Origin of the sequence: Streptomyces sp. NPDC051180 (assembly GCF_040689545.1) — a bacterium.
Lineage (GTDB): Bacteria > Actinomycetota > Actinomycetes > Streptomycetales > Streptomycetaceae > Streptomyces.
In genome coordinates, this window is the sequence record NZ_JBFBBC010000011.1 from 97519 (window position 1) to 111992 (window position 14474).

At 73.3% G+C, this 14474-nt stretch carries 18 protein-coding genes; 11 read left to right on the plus strand and 7 right to left on the minus strand.

Going from position 1 to position 14474, the window contains the following annotated elements:
- Positions 1 to 63 precede the first annotated feature (63 nt).
- Positions 64 to 324, minus strand: a complete 261-nt coding sequence (locus AB0424_RS20725) for a UBP-type zinc finger domain-containing protein (RefSeq protein ID WP_366307450.1) — start codon at positions 322 to 324, stop codon at positions 64 to 66.
- Positions 325 to 363: 39 nt separating this feature from the next.
- Between AB0424_RS20725 and AB0424_RS20730 the strand changes: the two genes are divergently transcribed.
- On the plus strand, positions 364 to 1956 hold the full coding sequence (locus AB0424_RS20730) for a Na+/H+ antiporter (protein ID WP_366307452.1): 1593 nt from the start codon (positions 364 to 366) through the stop codon (positions 1954 to 1956).
- A gap of 10 nt (positions 1957 to 1966) precedes the next feature.
- Here the strand turns inward: AB0424_RS20730 and AB0424_RS20735 are convergent, their stop codons facing one another.
- Both AB0424_RS20735 and AB0424_RS20740 read right to left on the minus strand, forming a co-directional pair.
- Positions 1967 to 2866, minus strand: coding sequence for a pyridoxal-phosphate dependent enzyme (locus AB0424_RS20735; protein WP_366307454.1), 900 nt, complete (start codon positions 2864 to 2866; stop codon positions 1967 to 1969).
- Positions 2867 to 2894: 28 nt separating this feature from the next.
- Complete coding sequence (locus AB0424_RS20740) at positions 2895 to 3485, minus strand: N-acetylmuramoyl-L-alanine amidase (RefSeq protein ID WP_366307456.1); 591 nt, start codon at positions 3483 to 3485, stop codon at positions 2895 to 2897.
- A 254-nt stretch (positions 3486 to 3739) separates the two neighbouring features.
- Between AB0424_RS20740 and AB0424_RS20745 the strand changes: the two genes are divergently transcribed.
- Together AB0424_RS20745 and AB0424_RS20750 are read left to right on the plus strand one after the other, a co-directional pair.
- Positions 3740 to 5155 carry a family 2B encapsulin nanocompartment shell protein gene (locus AB0424_RS20745; RefSeq protein ID WP_366307458.1) on the plus strand — a complete coding sequence of 472 codons (1416 nt, stop codon included), beginning with the start codon at positions 3740 to 3742 and terminating at the stop codon, positions 5153 to 5155.
- An 89-nt stretch (positions 5156 to 5244) separates the two neighbouring features.
- The gene (locus AB0424_RS20750; RefSeq protein ID WP_366307460.1) at positions 5245 to 6294 is read left to right on the plus strand and encodes a family 2 encapsulin nanocompartment cargo protein polyprenyl transferase; all 1050 of its coding nucleotides are present in this window, start codon (positions 5245 to 5247) and stop codon (positions 6292 to 6294) included.
- Positions 6295 to 6309: 15 nt separating this feature from the next.
- On the opposite strand, the gene AB0424_RS20755 is transcribed toward AB0424_RS20750, so the two are convergent.
- A complete protein-coding gene (locus AB0424_RS20755; protein ID WP_366307462.1) occupies positions 6310 to 6885 on the minus strand; it encodes a TetR family transcriptional regulator in 576 nt (191 codons plus the stop codon).
- Between the two features lie 126 nt (positions 6886 to 7011).
- Here AB0424_RS20755 and AB0424_RS20760 point away from each other — a divergent pair, with 126 nt between their 5' ends.
- The 3 genes from AB0424_RS20760 (at position 7012) to AB0424_RS20770 (ending at position 8381) form a co-directional block, all read left to right on the plus strand.
- A complete protein-coding gene (locus tag AB0424_RS20760) occupies positions 7012 to 7596 on the plus strand; it encodes a dihydrofolate reductase family protein (protein ID WP_366307464.1) in 585 nt (194 codons plus the stop codon).
- Positions 7597 to 7673: 77 nt separating this feature from the next.
- Positions 7674 to 7913, plus strand: a complete 240-nt coding sequence (locus AB0424_RS20765; RefSeq protein ID WP_366307466.1) for a hypothetical protein — start codon at positions 7674 to 7676, stop codon at positions 7911 to 7913.
- A gap of 42 nt (positions 7914 to 7955) precedes the next feature.
- Positions 7956 to 8381 (plus strand): DUF6304 family protein, encoded by a 426-nt coding sequence (locus tag AB0424_RS20770; RefSeq protein WP_366307468.1) that lies wholly within the window; start codon positions 7956 to 7958, stop codon positions 8379 to 8381.
- Between the two features lie 116 nt (positions 8382 to 8497).
- Here AB0424_RS20770 and snpA read toward each other — a convergent pair whose 3' ends face one another.
- Complete coding sequence (gene snpA / locus AB0424_RS20775; RefSeq protein WP_366307470.1) at positions 8498 to 9148, minus strand: snapalysin; 651 nt, start codon at positions 9146 to 9148, stop codon at positions 8498 to 8500.
- A 186-nt stretch (positions 9149 to 9334) separates the two neighbouring features.
- Here snpA and AB0424_RS20780 point away from each other — a divergent pair, with 186 nt between their 5' ends.
- From AB0424_RS20780 to AB0424_RS20790, 3 genes are all read left to right on the plus strand, one after another.
- Positions 9335 to 10303, plus strand: coding sequence for a LysR family transcriptional regulator (locus tag AB0424_RS20780; RefSeq protein WP_366307472.1), 969 nt, complete (start codon positions 9335 to 9337; stop codon positions 10301 to 10303).
- Positions 10300 to 10785, plus strand: coding sequence for a GNAT family N-acetyltransferase (locus AB0424_RS20785; RefSeq protein ID WP_366307474.1), 486 nt, complete (start codon positions 10300 to 10302; stop codon positions 10783 to 10785). Before AB0424_RS20780 ends, AB0424_RS20785 begins: the two co-directional genes overlap by 4 nt.
- A gap of 82 nt (positions 10786 to 10867) precedes the next feature.
- Positions 10868 to 11977 carry a pentapeptide repeat-containing protein gene (locus AB0424_RS20790; RefSeq protein WP_366307476.1) on the plus strand — a complete coding sequence of 370 codons (1110 nt, stop codon included), beginning with the start codon at positions 10868 to 10870 and terminating at the stop codon, positions 11975 to 11977.
- A gap of 94 nt (positions 11978 to 12071) precedes the next feature.
- On the opposite strand, the gene sodN is transcribed toward AB0424_RS20790, so the two are convergent.
- The gene (gene sodN / locus AB0424_RS20795) at positions 12072 to 12467 is read right to left on the minus strand and encodes a superoxide dismutase, Ni (RefSeq protein WP_360786109.1); all 396 of its coding nucleotides are present in this window, start codon (positions 12465 to 12467) and stop codon (positions 12072 to 12074) included.
- Between the two features lie 161 nt (positions 12468 to 12628).
- Here sodN and sodX point away from each other — a divergent pair, with 161 nt between their 5' ends.
- Positions 12629 to 13063 (plus strand): nickel-type superoxide dismutase maturation protease, encoded by a 435-nt coding sequence (gene sodX / locus AB0424_RS20800; RefSeq protein WP_366307478.1) that lies wholly within the window; start codon positions 12629 to 12631, stop codon positions 13061 to 13063.
- Here the strand turns inward: sodX and AB0424_RS20805 are convergent.
- The gene (locus tag AB0424_RS20805) at positions 12967 to 13596 is read right to left on the minus strand and encodes a CGNR zinc finger domain-containing protein (RefSeq protein ID WP_366307480.1); all 630 of its coding nucleotides are present in this window, start codon (positions 13594 to 13596) and stop codon (positions 12967 to 12969) included. The genes sodX and AB0424_RS20805 overlap by 97 nt on opposite strands.
- Before the next feature lie 108 nt (positions 13597 to 13704).
- Between AB0424_RS20805 and AB0424_RS20810 the strand changes: the two genes are divergently transcribed.
- On the plus strand, positions 13705 to 14454 hold the full coding sequence (locus tag AB0424_RS20810) for a class I SAM-dependent methyltransferase (RefSeq protein ID WP_366307482.1): 750 nt from the start codon (positions 13705 to 13707) through the stop codon (positions 14452 to 14454).
- Positions 14455 to 14474 lie beyond the last annotated feature (20 nt).

Below are 14474 nucleotides of genomic sequence, written 5' to 3' on the forward strand. Positions count from 1 at the left end.
CCGTCCCCCGTGCGAACGGTGTCCGCGACGGCCCGCTTCCCGGCCCGCCGCGCCCCGGGGCGATCAGACGATCGAGCCGTCCACGAAGCACCAGCGCCATGCCTCGCCCGGCTCGAACGTCCGCATCACCGGGTGGCCGGTCGACGCGAAGTGCCCCGTCGCGTGCTGCCCCGCCGAGGAGTCGCAGCAGCCCACGTGGCCGCAGGTCAGGCAGAGCCGCAGCTGCACCGGGTGCGTGCCGTCCGCCAGGCACTGGGGACAGGTGGCGGCCACCGGCGCCGGTTCGGGGCGCGGCATTTCGGCAACGTGCGGGCACTCGCTCATGATGGCCAGGTTACGTTGCGGCACGGGACGGGGTCGGGCATGGACGCACTGCAGCTGGTGGCACTGGTGGCGGCGAGCGCCGCCGTCGCGGGGTTCGCCCGCAGGACCCCCGTGCCCGCCCCGCTGCTGCTGGTCGCCGTCGGCCTCGCCGCCTCGTACCTGCCCGGGGTGCCGGACTACACGCTCGACCCGCACATCGTGCTCCCGCTGATCCTGCCGCCGCTGCTCTACACCGCCGCCCTCGACTCCTCGTACCTGGACCTGCGGGCCAACATCCGGCCCGTCGCCCTGCTCTCCGTCGGGTACGTCCTCTTCGCCACCGTGGCCGTGGGCTGGCTCGCGTACGTCCTCGTGCCCGACCTGCCGCTGACCGCCGCGCTGGTGCTCGGCGCGGTGATCGCGCCGCCGGACGCCGTCGCCGCCACGGCCATCGCCCGCAAGCTGGGCCTGCCGCACCGGATCACGACGATCCTCCAGGGCGAGTCGCTGGTGAACGACGCCACCGCGATCACCGCGTACAAGGTCGCCCTCGCGGCAGCCGTCGGCGAGGGCGTCAGCTGGGCGGGCGGGTTCCGGGAGTTCGGGCTCGCGGCGATCGGCGGCGTCGGCGTCGGCCTGGTCCTCATGCTCCCGATCCACTGGCTCCGCTGCCGCCTCGGCGAGGCCCTCCTGCAGAACACCCTCTCCCTCCTCATCCCCTTCGTCGCCTACGCGGCGGCCGAGGAGGTCGGGGCCTCCGGGGTCCTCGCGGTCGTCGTGGTCGGCCTCTTCCTCGGCCACCGGGCCTACCAGGTCGACTTCGCGACCCGGCTCCAGGAGGAGGCCGTCTGGAAGATGGTCGCCTTCGTCCTGGAGTCCGCAGTCTTCGCCCTGATCGGACTCCAGCTGCCGTACGTCGTCCAGGGCCTGGGCCAGTACGGCATCGGCGAGGCGGCCTGGTACGCGGCCGGGGTCTTCGTCGCGGTGGTCGTCGTCCGCTTCGTCTGGGTCTACCCGGCGACCTTCCTGCCCCGCTGGCTGTCGGACCGGGTGCGGCAGCGCGAGCCGGGCGTCGACTGGAAGGCGCCCCTCGTCGTCGGCTGGGCCGGCATGCGCGGGGTGGTCTCCCTGGCCATCGCGTTCTCCATCCCCGTCGTCACCGACGGCGTGGAGTTCCCGGCCCGCAACCTCGTCCTCTTCCTCACCTTCACCACCGTCATCGGCACCCTGGTGGTGCAGGGGCTCACCCTGCCGCCCCTCATCCGGCTCCTGAAGCTGCCCGGGCGGGACACGTACGCCGAGACGCTGGCCGAGGCACAGGCCCAGAGCGAGGCGTCCAGGGCGGCCGAGGAGCGCCTCGACGCGCTGCTGGAGGACGAGCGCAACGCCCTGCCCGAGCCGTTGGCCGACCGGCTGCGGACCGTCATGGAGCGGCGCCGCAACGCGGTGTGGGAACGGCTCGGCGCCGTCAACGAGGTGACCGGCGAGACCGCCGACGACACCTACCGGCGCCTCTCGCGCGAGATGATCGACGCCGAACGCGAGGTGTTCGTACAGCTGCGCGACGAGCGCCGGATCGACGACGAGATGATGCGGACCCTGCTCCGCCGGCTCGACCTGGAGGAGGCGGCCGCCTACCGGGAGACGGACTGAGTCCCGCCGGTCAGGCCGGTTCGGGCGCCCCCGTCACCACCGCCGCGAGCCGGGTACCCGCCGGGAACGCGCCCTCGTGCGCCAAGGCGACGAGGCCGAACAGCATTTTGGCCACATACAGCCGCTCGACGGCGAGTCCGTGCCGCGCTTCGAAATCCTGCGCGAACGCCTCCAGCTCGGGGGACGTGCGCGCGTAGCCCCCGCCGTGGAAGCGCTCGTCCAGCGCCCACGCGCCCCGCGGACCGCCGAAGGCCGCGTCCTGGAGCGCCCGGACCTCCCCGCCCAGGAAGCCGCCCCGCAGCACCGGAACGCCCAGCGCCCGCTGCCCGGGCCCGAGCCCGGCCGCCAGACCGGCGAGGGTGCCGCCCGTGCCGCAGGCGACGGCGACGGTGTCCGCCTCGCCGACGAGCTCGCGGCCCAGCTCCACGCAGCCCTGGACGGCGAGCGCGTTGCTGCCGCCCTCGGGCACCACGTACGCGCCCGCGGGGGCCCGCTCCAGGAGCGCCGCGAGGGTGGCCGGCTCGTGCTTCGCGCGGTACGTGGCCCGGTCCACGAACTCCAGCCGCATCCCGTCCGCCGCGCACCGCGCGAGGGAGGGGTTGAGCGGCCGTCCGGCCAGCTCGTCGCCGCGCACGACGCCGACCGTGGGGAAGCCGAGCAGCCGGCCGGCGGCGGCCGTCGCCCGCAGGTGGTTGGAGTAGGCGCCGCCGAAGGTGAGCACCGGCCGCCCGTCGGCCGCGCGCAGGTTGAGCGCGAGCTTGCGCCACTTGTTGCCCGGCAGGTCCGGGTGGATCAGGTCGTCCCGCTTGAGCAGCAGCGTCAGCCCGTGCCGGGCGAAGCGCTCGTCCTCCACCGGCTCCAGGGGCGAGGGGAGCCGGGGCCGCAGGCGGGAGAGGTCGAACGCGTTCACCCGGCCATTGTCCGCGCGGGCGGCCCGGTCAGCGCAGCCGGTCGGCGATCCGCTCCCGCATCGAGCCCATCGTGAAGCCCCGCGGGTCCACCTTCCCCGGCTGCCACTCCAGGTGGCCGATGACCGAGCGGTGCGTCCAGCCGTGCACCCGGCAGAGGGCGGCGGCGGCCTTCGCGATGGCCTCCAGCTGGACCTTGGGCCACGGGTCCACGCCGTCCCCGAGGTTCTCGCACTCGAAGCCGTAGAAGTGGCGGTTGCCGTCGGTGGTGGCCTCGTCGTCCGGCGGCAGGCGACGCTCGGCGATGACCGCCCTGAGCACCTCGTCGTCGCCGAGCCCGGCGTGGTTGGCGCGCCCGTAGCCCACGAGGTGGACGGTGCCGTCCTTGGCGATGACGCCGTGGCAGAGCGGCCCCGGCAGGCCCGCGTGGCCGTCACGGCAGATCCGAACGGTCGCGGCGGTGCCCCGGGTCACGGTGTGGTGGATCATCACGCCGTGCACCGGGCCCCAGGGCCCCTTGTGGTTGCGGTTGTGGGTGGACCAGTCGCCGACCTGGACGACCGTGAGGCCCTCCTCGCGCAGTGCGTGGAGGAACCTGCTCGCGGTCATGGGTGTGGCCATGGCGGACTCCCTTCAAGGGACGGGTGAACTTCCGGAGTACCGGATTCCGCCCCTCCGCCGCCATGCGTTCGGACCGCGTGCGAGCCGATCCGGACAGCGCGTCACGGGGTGGCGCGGGGTTCGGCTGTTCGGATGGAAATCACGTGACATGCCCCGAAGATCGTCGAACAGTCCCACCCGATTGTGTAATGGCGCCGACACGCTCCGTGCTGAAAGGCTTCGACTCGCAACTCAGTCATACGAGAGGGAGTTCCATGTCCGTTGGTTCGGTTGGCGACGACGTCCGCGCGGAGCAGCAGGCGCCGCAGCAGAGTCTCGGCACCGCCGCCGCGCGGAACCTCGCCACGACCACCAAGTCGGCTCCGCAGATGCAGGAGATCACCTCCCGGTGGCTGCTGCGGACGCTGCCGTGGGTCCAGGTGCAGGGCGGCACGTACCGGGTGAACCGGAGGCTCAGCTACTCCGTGGGTGACGGCCGCGTCACCTTCGTCCAGACCGGAGAGCGCGTCGCGGTCATCCCCGCCGAGCTCGGCGAGCTCCCGGCCCTGCGGGGGTACGAGGACGAGGACGCCCTGACCGAGCTGGCCTCCCGCTGCACCCAGCGGGAGTACGCGGCCGGCGAGGTCATCGCGACCGCGGGCACCCCCACCGACCGGGTCCACCTCCTCGCCCACGGCCGCATCGAGCAGATCGGCGAGGGGCCCTACGGCGACGAGGCCGTCCTCGGCGTCCTCGCCGACGGCGCCTACCTCGGCGAGGCGTCCCTGGTCGGCGAGGACGCCACCTGGGAGTGGACCGCCCGCGCCGCCACGGCCTGCACGGTCCTCGAGCTCACCCGGGACGACGTGCGCAACCTCGCGGACCGGGCCGTCTCGCTCGCCGCCCACCTGGCGACCGTCGCCGCCCTGCCCGACCAGCGGACCAACACCTACGGCGAGGCGGCCATCGACCTCTCCGCCGGCCACGTCGGCGAAGCGGTCGTCCCGCACACCTACGTCGACTACGACGCCTCGCCCCGCGAGTACGAGCTGAGCGTCGCCCAGACCGTGCTGAAGGTCCACAGCCGCGTCGCCGACCTCTACAACCAGCCGATGAACCAGACCGAGCAGCAGTTGAGGCTCACGGTCGAGGCGCTCCGCGAGCGCCAGGAGCACGAGCTCATCAACAACAAGGAGTTCGGCCTCCTCGCCAACTGCGACTACGGGCAGCGGCTCCAGCCGCACGACGGCGCCCCCAGCCCCGACGACATGGACGAGCTGCTCTCCCGCCGCCGGGGCTCCAAGCTCTTCCTCGCCCACCCCCGCGCCATCGCCGCCTTCGGCCGCGAGCTCAACAAGCGGGGCCTGGTGCCGGAGACCATCGACGTCAACGGCAACCGCATCCCGACCTGGCGCGGCGTGCCGATCTACCCGTGCAACAAGATCCCGGTCTCCGACGCCCGGACCACCTCGATCATCTGCATGCGTACCGGCGAGGCCGACCAGGGCGTGATCGGCCTCCACCAGACCGGCCTGCCCGACGAGATCGAGCCCAGCCTCTCCGTCCGCTTCATGGGCATCGACGAGCAGGCGATCATCTCGTACCTCGTCACGGCCTACTACTCGGCGGCGATCCTCGTCCCGGACGCCCTCGGCGTCCTGGAGAACGTCGAGGTCAGCCGCTGGCGCTGAACCCGCGACGCCCCGGGGGCGGGGGCCGGACCCTCCCGCCCCCGGGCGCCGCCCGACCCGCTGCCGCGAAGGATGCGAAGGAAGAGACCGTGACCGTGACCAGCGCGGACGCCGCGACCGACGGCCAGGGGGCCGTGCGGCTCCTGGACCAGACGCGTGCCGCCGTCCATCCCCAACTGCGTGCGACCGTCGAGACCCTGCCGGGTTCCATACGGCGGGTGGCGATGTACCACTTCGGCTGGGAGAGAGCCGACGGCACCCCGGACGCGGGACAGACGGGCAAGGCGATCAGGCCCGCGCTCGTCCTCGCGGCGGCCCGCGCCCTCGGCGCCGAGACGGCCCAGGCCGTGAAGGCGGCGGCCGCGGTCGAGCTCGCGCACAACTTCACGCTGCTCCACGACGACATCGTCGACGAGGACCCGACCAGGCGGCACCGGCCCACCGCCTGGACCGTCTTCGGCATCCCGGACGCCCTCATGGCCGGGGACGCGATGAGCGCGCTGGCCCTGCGGCTGCTCGCCGAGGATCCGCACCCCGCATCCGCGGCGGCCTCCGCGCGCCTCGCCGCCTGCATCATCGAGCTCTGTGCGGGCCAGCAGGCGGACTGCGCCTTCGAGCAGCGCGGCCCGCGCGAGGTCTCGCTCGACGAGTGCCTGGCCATGGCGACCGCCAAGACCGGGGCGCTGCTCGGCTGCGCCTGCGCCGTCGGCGCGCTCTACGCCGGCGCGGGCGAGGAGGAGGTCGCGGCCATGGACGCCTTCGGACGGGAGGCCGGCCTCGCCTTCCAGCTGATCGACGACCTCATCGGGATCTGGGGGGACCCCGACCGCACGGGGAAGCCCGCCGGGGCCGATCTCGTCGCGCACAAGAAGTCGCTGCCCGTGGTGGCGGCGCTCGCCTCGGGCACCCCTGCGGGCGACGAGCTGGCCGCGCTCTACGCCCGTCCGACCCTCGACGCCGCGGCGGTGCGGGCGGCGGCGGACGCGGTGGAGCGGGCCGGCGGGCGCGACTGGGCGCAGGCCCAGGCGGCCGAGCGCATGGGCCGCGCCGTGGAGCACCTGGCCCAGGCGGTGCCGGACCTGGCGGCGGCCGGGGATCTGCTCGCCCTCGCGGAGTTCGTCACCCGCCGCACGCGCTGACCCCGGCCGCGCCGCTCACTCCGCGGGGACGATCCGGGCGACCACGGTCTCGATCAGGTCGTCCAGATCCCGGTCGCCGTGGAGCTCCGGGACCGTGAAGTGGTCGAGCAGCAGCCCGGTGAGGGCGAAGTAGAGGAGCCGGACGGTGTCGGCGTCCCCGGGCATCCCGGCGTCGAGGTGCCCGCGGATGTTCTCGTCCAGGTCGGAGCGGAGCACCTTGGTGAGCTGGGTGCGCAGTTCGGGGCGGCGCACGGCTTCGAGCCGGAGCTCGAAGAGCCCGAGGTAGCAGGTGCGTTCGGCCGCCAGCCGCCGGGCGACCCAGCGCATCAGCTCCAGGACCAGCTCCCGTCCGGGTGTCGGCAGCAGGGCGGTCTCCAGGGCGTCCGGAGCCGGGGTCAGCCGGACGAAGATCCGGTCGCCCACCTGGGAGAGCAGCTGGTCCCGGTCGGTGAAGTAGTTGGACGAGGTGCCCGTGGGGACCCCCGCCCGGGCGTCGACCGCCCGGAAGGTCAGTCCGCGGGCGCCTTCGTCCGCCAGTACCTCGATCGCGGCGTCGAGCAGTGCGGCTCTGCGTTCCGGGTTCCTCGCCACGTCGGGCTCCTTCTCGGGCTGGGCGCGTTCTCTTCGAACATAGGGCTTGCTTAACCACTACAGGTGAAGCACTATAACTGTCGTGGTTGCGGACGCGGCCACGCCACCCCGAGGAAGAGGACCGGTTTGCGCAAGCTCACCTACTACATCGCCTGCACCATCGACGGCTTCATCGGCGACCCCGAGGGGGACGCCACCAGCATGTTCGCGTTCACCGAAGGGGCCTACGCCCAGTGGATGGGCACCGAGTACCCGGAGAGCATCCCCACCCAGGCCCGCGCGTTCCTGGGCGTCGACGGCGCCGACAACAGGCACTTCGACACCGTGATCCAGGGCCTGGGGTCGTACCGCCTCGCGCTGGACATCGGCGTCACCAGCCCGTACAGCCACCTGCGCGAGCTCGTCGCCACCCGCTCGCTGACCGACTCGCCCGACCCCCGCGTCGAGCTGATCTCCGACGACCTCGTCGGCCGCGTGCGCGAACTCAAGGCGGAGGACGGCCCGCTGGACATCTGGCTGTGCGGCGGCTCCACGATCGCCGGCGAGCTCATCGAGGAGATCGACGAGCTGATCATCAAGACGTACCCCCAGGTCTACGGCACCGGCATGCCGATGTTCGGCGCCGGCTTCGAGCCCCGCGACTTCGAGCTCGGCGAGGTGCGCACCTTCGACAACGGCGTGCTCGTCCGCACGTACACCAGGAAGCGGTAGCCCCCCCCGCGCACGGCCGCCGACAGGGCGCGGACCGCCGGGACGCGCGCCCCGGCGGGGCGTCCTACCCTGGATGCATGGGTGACGAGGCGGTGCGGACGACACGGGACCCCGGGATCGAGCCCAAGTGCCCGGCCTGCGGCGTTCCGCGGGCCACCCTGGCCACCCGGCACAAGGTCCTCGGGGTCTGGGTGCCGGAGTGGGAGGCGCAGCCCTGCCGCAATCCGGAGTGCGAGCTGTACGAGGCCCCGGAAGCGACGACCCCGCACGTGACCGGCAAGAACGGCGAGATCGGGAGAAGTCCGGCCCCGGGGTGACCGGCCGCGCGCCGGAGCCGGTCATACGGCTACAGTCCGCGCATGTCATCGGAGTCGACAGAAGTCTGGACCGGTTGGTACCGGGACCGCAGCGGCGCGGAAGCGATCGTCATCACGGCCGACGGGCGGCACGTCGCCACCCGGATCAGGGGGGTCGAGTACGCGGGCGAGGGCTTCGCCACGCTGAGCGCGACCGGGGAGGGCGCGAGCGCCCGTCCCCTCACCGGCTGTGTCCTGGAGTGGGACCTGCCCCTCCCCGTCGTCCTGGACGGCACGGCCCAACAGGCCACCCTCGCCTGCCTGCTGACGCTCGGTGAGCGGGGGGACCTCAGCCTGACCCTGCACTACGGCGGCGCGGCCTTCGAGGCGTGCGTCGCCGGCGGCGACTTCGAGGGAGCGCTCGACCGGGTCCGGCGTCAGCTGCCGCCCGGCGCGGACTTCGGCCGCCGCCTCCTCCAGACGGCCTGACGGCGGGCGGGACCCGAACGGAACGGCGGCGGCCCCTTCGCGGGCCGCCGCCGTCCGTCGTTCACGCGCTGCCGGGCCGGCCGGTCACCGGGTGGTCACCGGCCGGTCCCGCCGGTTCAGGAGGTCTTGAACGCGGAGGTGAGGCCGTAGCGCCACAACTGGTCCACGCGGGAGCGCTCCTGCGCGTTCGGCTGGGCGTTCTGGCAGGACGTGCCGGGGCCGCCGCCCGACATCAGCTCGCTGCACGGGCCGCTGTAGTGGTCCGGCAGGCCGAGCACGTGACCGGTCTCGTGCGCCGTCACGCGGGTGGAGTTGTACTGCTGGTTCTGCCGGTAGTCGAGGAAGATGTAGCCGCCGCCGTGGCCGTCGGTGCTGGCGTACGAGCCGCGCGAGTCGTTGCCCTCGTAGTACCGGAAGTCCGGGTTGCTTCCCTCGACCAGCCGGACGTTCACGACCGAGCTGTTCCATATCTGCGCCGAGCGGGCGATCTGGGTGCGGAAGCTCGGCGCGTTGGCGGAGCTGTAGACGACGGTGACGGCGGCCGCGCCGGGGGCGGCGGCGCGCTTCTTCGCCACCGACTTCACGACGGCGTCGAAGAACGCCTGGTTGGCCTTGGCCTCCTCGGCCGAACCGGCGTACGCCGCGGTGGCGCTGCCGGCGGTCACGGCCGGCGCCGTGGCGGCCGCCGGAGCGGTGCCGAGGGAGGCGGCGAGGCCGAGACCGAGGGTGGCGGTCAGTACGGAGGTGAGGACCTTGGGGTGACGCATGGGGGGCTCCTCCTGTTGGGGTCGGAGAGAGTCTCGGGGCAGCCGGGGCGCGCGGGGATGATGCCAACCCCCGATAGCTCCACCGCATCACCCCGGCTCGATCTCCCCAACTGCCTTGGAAAGCAAGGCGATTGAAGGGTTCCGGATATCTGGTGCGACGCCCGGCCGCCGCCCTACCCTCGGGGGATGGAGCTGGAGGTGAGACACCTGCGCGCGCTCTGCGCGATCGCCGACACGGGCAGCCTGCACAAGGCGGCGCGGCAACTCGGCATGAGCCAGCCCTCGCTGACCACCCAACTGCGCCGGATCGAGAACGCGCTCGGTGCCGAACTGTTCTCCCGCGGCCGCACCGGCTGCCGCCCCACCCCGATCGGCCGCTCCCTGCTCAGCCGGGCCCGCCCCCTGGTCGCGGACATGGCCGCGCTCGTCACCGAGACCCGCGCCGCCGCCGCCCGCACCGACGGCCCCGGACTCCGCGTCGGCTCCACGGCCAGCCGGGCCCTCCCCGGCTGGCTGCGCCGGCTCCGCCAGCGGCTTCCGGACACCGACATCGGCCTCCGCATGGACGTCTCCGCCCACGCGCTGCTGCGGGCGGTCGCCGCCGGCCAGCTCGACGTGGCGTTCGTCCACGAGGTCGAGGGCTGCCCCTTACGCGTCCCCGACGGCCTCGACGGACGGGTCCTCGTCGCCCGCGAACCGCAGTTCATCTCCATGTCCCCCGACCACCCCACCGCCGGCCGCCCCGTCGTGGACCTCGCCGACCTCGCCGACGACCACTGGATGGTCGACCCCACCGTGGACGGCGAATGGGACGGCCTGCGCCGGGTCCTCGGCGCCGCGGGCATCGACCCGCCCCTCCTCCACGGCGACTACCACACCGCCGCCTCGCTCATCGTGCTCGGCGAGGCCGTCGCCCCCTGCCAGCCGACCTCGGGCCCGCGCGACGACATGGCCATCCGCCCCCTCCGCGGCGACCCGCTGGCCGTCCGCCTCCTGCTGTACGCCCGCCCCGGCGCGCCCCTCGACCTGCTGTACGCGGAACTCGCCGCGGCCTACCGGGAGGTGGCCCTCCGCGCGGCCCCCTACCGCGAGTGGCTGCGCCGCCAGGGGACCGCCGCCGAGCTGTCCGTGGGACCGTGCATGATGACCGTATGAGCGCACACGAGGGCGGCCCCGGCCGGGCAGTGGTACGACACGCGGACCCCGAGGACCTGCCCCGGGTCGTGGAACTCGTCGCCGAGCACGCCGCGTACGAGAAGGCCGCGCCCCCGGCACCCGGTCTCGCCGACCGCCTCGCCGGCCTCCTCTTCGGCCCCGAACCGGCCCGCCTCCGCTGCCTCGTCGCCGCCCTCCCGGACGGCACCCTCGCCGGCTACGCCACCTGCGCCCCCGAGCTCTCCACCTGGGACGGCGCCGCCTACCTCCACATGGACTGCCTCTACCTCGCCGAGGCGTCCCGCGGCCACGGCCTCGGCCCGCTCCTCGTCGCCGCCGTCCGCGCCGAGGCCCGCGCCCTCGGCCTCCCCCGCATCGAATGGCAGACCCCCGTCTGGAACGAAGGCGCCATCCGCTTCTACGACCGCCTCGGCGCCGGCTCCCGGGAGAAGCGCCGCTACACCCTCCCCGCCACCCCCTGATCGCGTGGGCCGCGGCTCCCGAGGGTGAGGGGTCCCGGTGTGGTGCCGGGGACGGGCCGGTGGCACGTGGGCCAATGAGGACATGACCGACAGGCCCAGCAACGGACGACTCCACCGGATCCTGCGGCGGCGCGGCTCCCGGCGCCCCGGTCCGGAACGGGGCGGGACCGGCGACGCCCCCTCCCGCCTCTCCCTGCTGCTCCTCAGCCTGCCGGGCCTCGCCGCGGTGGCCGCCCTGCTCTTCACCTGGCTCCAGGTCGGTCAGACCGGCAAGGAGCTGCGGATCATCGAGGAGGGCCAGATCACCACCCGCTTCAACACCGCCGTCGTGAACCTGGGGTCCGACTCCGTCGATGTCCGGCTGGGCGGGATCTACGCACTCGAACGCATCATGAAGGACTCGCCCCCGGACCAGGGCAGCGTGGTCTCCGTCCTGTCGGCGTACATGCGGCGCCACTCCCCGGTGCGGCCCGGAGGCGCGCCGTCCGACCCGTCCGTCGACGCCGTCGCCGCCATGAACGTGCTCGTACGGCGCAGGCCCGAGCACGACCAGGGGCTCTCGGTGGTGCTGAGCGGCGTCAACCTGCGCGGCTGGGCCCCGGCCCAGCCGATCGCCGCGGGCGCCCGCCGCGTCGTCCACCTGCGCGAGGCCGTGCTCTCGGGCGCGGACCCGCGGGACACGGAGTTCCTCGACGCCGACCTCCGCGGCGCCGAACTCGACCACGCCGACCTCAGCGGCGCCGACATGACGTTCACGAACCTCGCGGAGGCGTCCCTGGAACGGGCGCGGCTGCGCGACACGGCCTTCAACGGCTCGGACCTCACGGACGTCCGGTTCTGCCTCGACTCCGGCCAGTGCGCCGAACTGACGGGCACGGACCTCTCCGGAGCGGACCTCTCCGGAGCCTCCTTCCCCGGCGCGGACCTGCGGAAGGCGGTGTTCTGCTCGGACGTCTTCCTGCAGCGCGTCGGTGGCGAGGACCCCGCCTCCGAAGGCCGGTGCGCCTCCCTGCGGACCGCGGACCTGACGGCGGCGGACCTCTCCGGAGTCGACCTGGCCGGCGCGGATCTGACGGGTGCGGACCTCACCGGTGCGAACCTGACCGGCGCCGACCTCACGAACGCCCGGCTCGACGGCGCCGTGCTCACCGAAACACGCGGCCTGCCCCCGTCGCGGACGACCGCGCCGTGACGGGCACGGCCGGACCCAGGGGGTGTCCGGACACGCCGAAGGGGCCCGGCCGTGGTGCGGCCGGGCCCCTTCGGGTGTGCGGGAGAGGCTCGGATCAAGCCTTCTTGGTCTCCCAGAAGATGCGGTCGATCTCGGCGATGAGTTCCAGCGCCTTCTCGCCCGTCTTGGGGTCGGTGGACGCCTTGGCGGCCGAGAGGGCCTTCAGGGTGTCGTTGACCAGCTGGTTGAGCTCGGGGTACTTCTCGAAGTGCGGGGCCTTGAAGTAGTCGCTCCAGAGCACCGAGACGTGGTGCTTGGCGAGCTCCGCGCGCTGCTCCTTGATGACCGTGGCGCGGGCGCGGAAGTGCGCGTCCTCGTTCGCCAGGTACTTCTCCTGGACAGCCTTGACCGACTCGGCCTCGATGCGGGCCTGGGCGGGGTCGTACACGCCGCAGGGGAGGTCGCAGTGGGCGCTGACCGTCACCTTGGGGGCAAACAGGCGGGAGAGCATTGAGCCGTCCTTCCTCGTGATCGTCTTCTCAGGTGGGACATTACTCGGTGAGAAGGGCGTTTTCGCGGGCGCCCCTGGGGCTTAGGCCAAAAGTCCAGGGTCACCATGGGACTCGTGTACGAGTGGACGAGCGGGCGCGCGGGCGGACCGGGAGGTGCCGGATGAGGGAATCGGGGCGGGAGCAGGTGGCGGAGGCCGGGGCGCCGTTCGGGATCGCCGAGGTAACGGGGGTGTCGATGGTGCCGACGCTGCTCCACGGGGACCGGCTGCTCGTGCACTACGGCGGGCGGCTGCGGCCGGGATGCGTGGCCGTGCTGCGCCATCCGCTCCAGCAGGATCTGCTCATCGTGAAGCGGCTGATCGAGCGACGTGACGGCGGCTGGTGGGTGCTGGGGGACAACCCGGCCGCCGAGGGGGACAGCAGGGTCTTCGGGGCCGTACCGCCCGAACTGGTCCTCGGGCGGGTGCGGGCCCGGTACCGGCCGGTGACGCCGGGGCGTCAGCGGTCGGCCGCGGTGACGCTCTCCTGGCTCGTGTCGGCCGTCAGGCCGGTGTGGCCGGACCGCTCGGCCTCCAGGCGCTTGCGGGCGCGGTAGGCGGCGACGTTGGCGCGGGTGGCGCAGCGGTCGGAGCAGTACCGGCGGGAGCGGTTGGTGGAGGTGTCGAGGTAGGCGTTGCGGCAGGGCGGTGCCTGGCACAGGCCGAGCCGGTCGGCGCCGAACTCGGTGAGGTGGAAGGCGAGGCCCATGGCCGCGATCGCCGCGTACCCCGCGGTGGGGTTCGAGGGGTGGTCGGCGAGGTGCATGTGCCAGCGGGGGCGGCCCTCGTCGTCGAGGATGTCGTGGCCGGAGATCTGGGGGCTGACGGGGAACTCCAGGAGGAGCGAGTTCAGCAGGTCGACGGCGCCCGTGTGGTCGTCCTCGTCGGCCGCGGCGAAGACCGCGCGGAGCCGGGCGCGCACGGCCCGGAAGCGGGCGACGTCCGGGTCGGTGACCCGCCGGGCCATCTGGGTGGCGGGGCCGAAGAGCTCCCGGATCACCTCGACGGAGGTCAGGGTGTCCTTGTTGCGAGCCGGCTCCTCGGTGTTGACCAGACGCACGGCATAGTCCGAGTAATAGGCCAGTTCCACTTGTAGTCCTTACTCCGGCGGGCTAGGGTCTCGGTCGTGAGGGGTAACGGCTGGGTAACGGCTGTGTCCCCTTCGAGGGTATTACGAAGGGGAAGGGACGGTGCGGCGATGACCGGAACCGACTGGGCGGCCTGGCAGCAGAGCTGGGACCGTCAGCAGGAGTGGTACATGCCGGACCGCGAGGAGCGGTTCCGCGTCATGCTCGACATGGTCGAAGCGGTCGTGGGGCCGAAACCCCGCGTGCTCGACCTCGCCTGCGGTACGGGAAGTATCACGGATCGGCTCCTCCGGAGGTTCCCCGATTCGACCAGCACTGGAGTGGATCTCGACCCGGCGCTCCTGGCCATCGCCGGGGGGCACTTCGCCGGGGACCCCCGCGTCACCCTGGTGGAGGCCGACCTCAAGGACCCGGAGTGGACCGCGAGGCTGCCCCACGGCGCGTACGACGCCGTGCTGACCGCCACCGCCCTCCACTGGCTCCACAGCGAGCCCCTGACGGCCCTCTACGGGCAGCTCGCCGGTCTCGTCCGGGACGGCGGCGTCTTCATGAACGCCGACCACATGATCGACACCAGCACCCCGCGGATCAACGCCGCCGAGCGGGCCCACCGCCACGCCGCCATGGACCGGGCCAAGGCCGCCGGAGCCCTGGACTGGGCCGAGTGGTGGGCGCTGGCCGCCGAGGACCCGCAGCTGGCCGGCCCCACCGCCCGCCGCTTCGAGATCTACGGCGAACACGCCGACGGCGACATGCCCTCCCCGCGCTGGCACGCCGAGACCCTCCGCGCCGCCGGCTTCGCCGAGGCGCGCCCGGTCTGGGCCTCGCCCTCCGACACCCTGCTCCTCGCGGTCAGGTAGGTCGGCCGGACACACGGAAG

Coding starts and splice junctions, on each gene's coding strand:
- AB0424_RS20725 (WP_366307450.1), bottom strand. CDS start 324: ATGAGCGAGTGCCCGCACGTTGCCGAAATGCCGCGCCCCGAACCGGCG.
- AB0424_RS20730 (WP_366307452.1), top strand. CDS start 364: ATGGACGCACTGCAGCTGGTGGCACTGGTGGCGGCGAGCGCCGCCGTC.
- AB0424_RS20740 (WP_366307456.1), bottom strand. CDS start 3,485: ATGGCCACACCCATGACCGCGAGCAGGTTCCTCCACGCACTGCGCGAG.
- AB0424_RS20745 (WP_366307458.1), top strand. CDS start 3,740: ATGTCCGTTGGTTCGGTTGGCGACGACGTCCGCGCGGAGCAGCAGGCG.
- AB0424_RS20765 (WP_366307466.1), top strand. CDS start 7,674: ATGGGTGACGAGGCGGTGCGGACGACACGGGACCCCGGGATCGAGCCC.
- AB0424_RS20770 (WP_366307468.1), top strand. CDS start 7,956: ATGTCATCGGAGTCGACAGAAGTCTGGACCGGTTGGTACCGGGACCGC.
- snpA (WP_366307470.1), bottom strand. CDS start 9,148: ATGCGTCACCCCAAGGTCCTCACCTCCGTACTGACCGCCACCCTCGGT.
- AB0424_RS20780 (WP_366307472.1), top strand. CDS start 9,335: ATGGAGCTGGAGGTGAGACACCTGCGCGCGCTCTGCGCGATCGCCGAC.
- AB0424_RS20785 (WP_366307474.1), top strand. CDS start 10,300: ATGAGCGCACACGAGGGCGGCCCCGGCCGGGCAGTGGTACGACACGCG.
- AB0424_RS20790 (WP_366307476.1), top strand. CDS start 10,868: ATGACCGACAGGCCCAGCAACGGACGACTCCACCGGATCCTGCGGCGG.
- sodN (WP_360786109.1), bottom strand. CDS start 12,467: ATGCTCTCCCGCCTGTTTGCCCCCAAGGTGACGGTCAGCGCCCACTGC.
- sodX (WP_366307478.1), top strand. CDS start 12,629: ATGAGGGAATCGGGGCGGGAGCAGGTGGCGGAGGCCGGGGCGCCGTTC.
- AB0424_RS20810 (WP_366307482.1), top strand. CDS start 13,705: ATGACCGGAACCGACTGGGCGGCCTGGCAGCAGAGCTGGGACCGTCAG.